Below are 588 nucleotides of genomic sequence, written 5' to 3'. Positions count from 1 at the left end.
AACAGCATGTTTTGATTATTCACCTCAGAAAATCCAGCAGAAAATACTGCATTGGGTATAACCAGATAGTTTGCTACCTGAGGCAAAAGTGCTCTGACCTTCTTATCACTATCTACATAGGCACTCTGCAACCGAAAATCCCAGAAATTTTGATCATTCTTACCAAAGAGGTTTTGGCTTGCATCGGATGTACCAGGTGCATAGGCAGTGAGCACATATTTATAAGGTGTTCCCCCCATTGTAAGATAGCCCTTCTCTAGTTTGAAAGAATTCTTATCAGCGTTCCCAGAAACCTGAATGAGTGAAATTCCATGTGCTGTTGAAGAGGTAGAAACCATCTCTTCTTTCCAAACAGCAGTGCTTTTGGTTCCTTTGTTACCACTTTCCAAGAAGTTGATATGAACGATTGTGCTGCCTGATACATCACCATTAATTATAACCCTATCAGTTTTCTGTTTATGCATTGGAGAATTGTTGCTCCACTCAGAGTTCAAATGGATCTCAGCGGCACCTGTTGCCTTATAAACTATCGGGTTATTAGGAGTTTGGTCTGCTTCCTGCGATTGAGACCCAACAAACAAGGTTTGA

The 588-nt window shown here is 41.0% G+C and carries 1 pseudogene; it reads right to left on the bottom strand.

The window, feature by feature from the left end:
• Positions 1-588, bottom strand: a pseudogene (locus ACFINS_RS11050) (autotransporter outer membrane beta-barrel domain-containing protein); the annotation flags it as partial.

The organism is Bartonella sp. AA2SXKL, from assembly GCF_042197205.1.
Classification (GTDB): domain Bacteria; phylum Pseudomonadota; class Alphaproteobacteria; order Rhizobiales; family Rhizobiaceae; genus Bartonella.
The sequence above is the reverse complement of the archived record's forward strand: the minus strand, read 5'-3'. Positions and strand labels throughout refer to the sequence as shown.